Origin of the sequence: Streptomyces sp. MnatMP-M17 (genome assembly GCF_900091995.1) — a bacterium.
Taxonomy (GTDB): Bacteria; Actinomycetota; Actinomycetes; order Streptomycetales; family Streptomycetaceae; genus Streptomyces.
This window is the reverse complement of sequence record NZ_FMDK01000768.1, coordinates 1-3807: the sequence shown is the minus strand read 5'-3', so window position 1 is coordinate 3807 and position 3807 is coordinate 1. Positions and strand designations below refer to the sequence as shown.

The window sequence follows — 3807 nt, the reverse complement described above, 5'->3', positions numbered from 1 at the left end:
AAATCACGCTTTAGTGTCCGGACACGCACCTCCTCCGACCCCGACCCCCTCCCGCCCGGATCCCGGCTTCCCGCCCGATACCGGGCCGCATACCCAGCCCGTCCGGCGTTTGAGGACGGACCGGCCCGCCCGGCACCGGGTTCCCGCTCGGAAGGGGCAAGCTCCTCGCCGTACCCCGGCCGCAGGCCGAAAAACCAGCCCGTCCGGCGATTGAGGACGGAACCGTCCGCCCCGGTGCCGGGTTCTTGCTCGGAGGGGGCCAGCTTCTCGCCGTACTCCGGCCGCAGGCCGGAAAAACCAGCCCGTCCGGCGATTGAGGACCGGGCCATGCGAAAGGGCCACCGGAGGTGTCCGGTGGCCCTTTGGTGTTGGGGCGTCAGTCCTTGATTTCGCAGATCGTCGCGCCGGAGGTCAGAGACGCGCCTACTTCCGCCGCGAGGCCCTTGACCGTGCCCGAGCGGTGGGCGTTCAGGGGCTGTTCCATCTTCATGGCCTCCAGGACCACGATCAGGTCGCCTTCCTTGACCTGCTGGCCCTCCTCGACCGCGACCTTCACGATCGTCCCCTGCATCGGCGAGGCGAGCGTGTCGCCCGAGGCCGCCGAGGCGGACTTCTTCGCCGCCCGGCGCTTCGGCTTCGCGCCGGCCGCGAGGCCCGTGCGGGCCAGGGTCATGCCCAGGCTGGTGGGCAGGGAGACCTCCAGGCGCTTGCCGCCGACCTCCACGACGACGGTCTCGCGGCCGGGCTCCTCGTCCGTGTCGGTGTCGGCCGGAGTCGCGAAGGCCGGGATCTCGTTGACGAACTCCGTCTCCATCCACCGTGTGTGGACCGTGAACGGGTTCGAGGTGAACGCCGGGTCGGTGACGACCTTGCGGTGGAACGGGATCGCCGTGGCCATGCCCTCGACCGTGAACTCGTCCAGCGCACGGGCCGCACGCTGGAGGGCCTGTTCGCGGGTGGCGCCGGTGATGACGAGTTTGGCGAGGAGGGAGTCCCAGGCCGGGCCGATCACGCTGCCGGTCTCGACGCCCGCATCCAGCCGGACTCCGGGCCCGGTGGGCGGGCTGAAGAGAGTGACGGTGCCGGGAGCGGGCAGGAAGCCGCGGCCCGGGTCCTCGCCGTTGATACGGAACTCGAAGGAGTGGCCGCGCACCGGCGGATCGTCGTAGCCGAGCGGTTCGCCGTCGGCGATACGGAACATCTCCCGTACCAGGTCGATGCCGGTGACCTCCTCGGTCACCGGATGCTCCACCTGGAGACGGGTGTTGACCTCCAGGAAGCTGATCGTGCCGTCGGCGGCGACCAGGAACTCGACCGTGCCCGCACCGACGTATCCGGCCTCCTTGAGGATGGCCTTCGACGCCGCGTACAGCTCGGCGTTCTGAGCGTCGGTCAGGAAGGGCGCGGGCGCCTCCTCCACGAGTTTCTGGTGGCGGCGCTGGAGCGAGCAGTCGCGTGTGGAGACCACCACGACATGGCCATGGGCGTCGGCCAGGCACTGGGTCTCGACATGGCGGGGCTTGTCGAGATAGCGCTCCACGAAGCACTCACCGCGCCCGAAGGCGGCGACGGCCTCGCGGACGGCGGAGTCGTACAGCTCCGGGATCTCCTCCAGCGTGCGGGCGACCTTCAGGCCGCGTCCGCCGCCGCCGAAGGCCGCCTTGATCGCGATCGGCAGGCCGTGCTCCTGGGCGAAGGCCACCACCTCGTCGGCGCCGGACACCGGATCCGGAGTGCCCGCGACCAGCGGAGCGCCGGCGCGCTGGGCGATATGGCGCGCGGCGACCTTGTCGCCGAGGTCGCGGATGGCCTGAGGCGGCGGGCCGATCCACGTGAGACCCGCGTCCAGGACGGCCTGGGCGAACTCCGCGTTCTCGGACAGGAATCCATAGCCCGGGTGGACCGCGTCCGCACCCGAGTCCTTCGCCGCCTGGAGCACCTTGGCCATGTCCAGATAACTGGCCGCCGGGGTGTCACCGCCCAGAGCGAACGCCTCATCCGCCGCGCGGACGTGCAGAGCGTCCCGGTCCGGATCCGCGTACACCGCGACGCTCTCGATCCCGGCATCCCGGCAGGCACGGGCAACGCGGACAGCGATTTCGCCACGGTTGGCGATGAGCACCTTGCGCACGATGGCTCCCTCCTTGAAACAAGCTGAGTTTAGGGACTGCCGACACGCCCCATCGAACAGTCCCCATTCGTGAGCTTCCCCACACGGAGCGTGTTTCGAGGCTCGCTCAAGTCGCGAAATCCCTTGTGACACCACGGTACGCCGCGATCCACCGTCGCACAGTAGCGTCCTGATGTGCTCCAGCTCTCTGTCCGAGTGCCCCTCGCCGGATCGTGATTCTTTGTGGAGTCCCTACGAATGGCCGAATGATTCTTTGCCTCCGCTCGGGCCCTTGTCCGAAGGTTTACCCGTTAGTAGCGTGCGCGATGTCGTTCGTACTGGCGGTAACAGCGATAAGAGGTGGAAGCCGTGGGACGGAGACCGGTGGCATGGGTGGCTGCGATCGTGCTGCTGCTGGAGGCGGTCGGCGTCGTGTTCGTCAACGGCGTGCTCGCCACGGTGGTGGACAACCAGCAGATGTCCCTGGCCGGGCTCGATCCGGGCGCGATGTCCACGGGCACCTGGGTGGCGGGCGGTGTCTTCGGGCTCTGTCTCGTACTCTGCGCGGTGCTTCTGATCCGTACGGCCGTACGGGACCGCGCGCCGGGCCGGCCGGCCCGGTTCACGCTGACCGCCTGCGCGGTCGTGCACGCGGTGCTGGGCGCGGTGACGGTGGGACTGGTCGGCTGGACGGCCTTCGCGTTCATGATGGCCGTCATGGGAATGCTGGTCCTGGTCCTGGTCGCGTACGGGCCGCAGCCGCGCGGGCCCGGGAGCCGTGACGAGGATTCCGCGCGGGCCGGGGGACCGGCGCCGGCCTGAGTCAACTGACTTGGTGGCGTGGGCGGTTCAGACCCAGAGATCGGTGATCGCGATCCCGTGCTCGGCGAGCAGGCGGCGCAGCAGCGGCAGCGACAGACCGATGACATTGCTGTGGTCGCCCTCGATCGAGTCCACGAAGGGCCCGGAGCGGCCGTCCAGCGTGAAGGCGCCCGCCACATGGAGCGGTTCGCCGGAGGCGACGTACGCGGCGATCTCGGCGTCGCTCGGGCTGCCGAAGCGCACGGTGGTGGACGCGGTTCCGGAGGCGCGCCGGCCGGTCGTGGTGTCGATCAGACAGTGGCCGGTCCGCAGCACACCCGCACGGCCGCGCATCGACTTCCAGCGGAAAGTGGCCTCCTCGTCGTCCACGGGCTTGCCGAGCGCCTCGCCGTCGAGTTCCAGTACGGAGTCGCAGCCGATGACCAGGGCGCCGGCCGCCTCGGGGAGCGCGGCCACCGTGGTGGCCTTGGCCTCGGCGAGTACGAGCGCCAGTTCGGTGGGTGTCGGCGCGGACAGCGCGTCCTCGTCGACACCGCTGACGATCACCTCGGGCGCGAGCCCGGCCTGCCGGAGCAGTCCGAGCCGGGCGGGCGAGGCGGAGGCGAGCACGATCCGTCGGCGCTGAGCAGTCATGCGGGCCATGGTAGGCCCCGTCCAAGGCCGCGTGCCGCACTGTCAGTGAAGGCCGAGCACGATCATGGCCACCACCACCGTCAGCGCGAGCAGCACGCCCGCGCGGCGCAGCATGGTCTGCGCGTCGCGCAGTTCCTTGGGCGGCTCGTTCTCGGGATCGGACCACAGCATGGAACCGATCTTCCGGCCGCCGCGCCCCGGGCGCCTGAGTACCCGTACTCAGGCGCCGCTATCCGGGCCAG

4 protein-coding genes are annotated in these 3807 nt (G+C 70.1%); 1 reads left to right on the top strand and 3 read right to left on the bottom strand.

The genetic code is table 11. From position 1 onward, the window contains the following. Nucleotides 1-376: 376 nt before the first annotated feature. Nucleotides 377-2131, bottom strand: a complete 1755-nt coding sequence (locus GA0115259_RS30140; protein WP_093602874.1) for an acetyl/propionyl/methylcrotonyl-CoA carboxylase subunit alpha — start codon at nt 2129-2131, stop codon at nt 377-379. A 339-nt stretch (nt 2132-2470) separates the two neighbouring features. Between GA0115259_RS30140 and GA0115259_RS30135 the strand changes: the two genes are divergently transcribed. Next, on the top strand, nt 2471-2932 hold the full coding sequence (locus GA0115259_RS30135; protein ID WP_093602872.1) for a hypothetical protein: 462 nt from the start codon (nt 2471-2473) through the stop codon (nt 2930-2932). A gap of 27 nt (nt 2933-2959) precedes the next feature. Here the strand turns inward: GA0115259_RS30135 and GA0115259_RS30130 are convergent, their stop codons facing one another. Further along, entirely contained in the window at nt 2960-3574 is a 615-nt protein-coding gene (locus GA0115259_RS30130) for a Maf family protein (protein ID WP_176732701.1), read from the bottom strand. A 33-nt stretch (nt 3575-3607) separates the two neighbouring features. Further along, the gene (mmpB, locus tag GA0115259_RS42280) at nt 3608-3736 is read right to left on the bottom strand and encodes a morphogenic membrane protein MmpB (RefSeq protein ID WP_093602870.1); all 129 of its coding nucleotides are present in this window, start codon (nt 3734-3736) and stop codon (nt 3608-3610) included. Between the last annotated feature and the right edge of the window lie 71 nt (nt 3737-3807).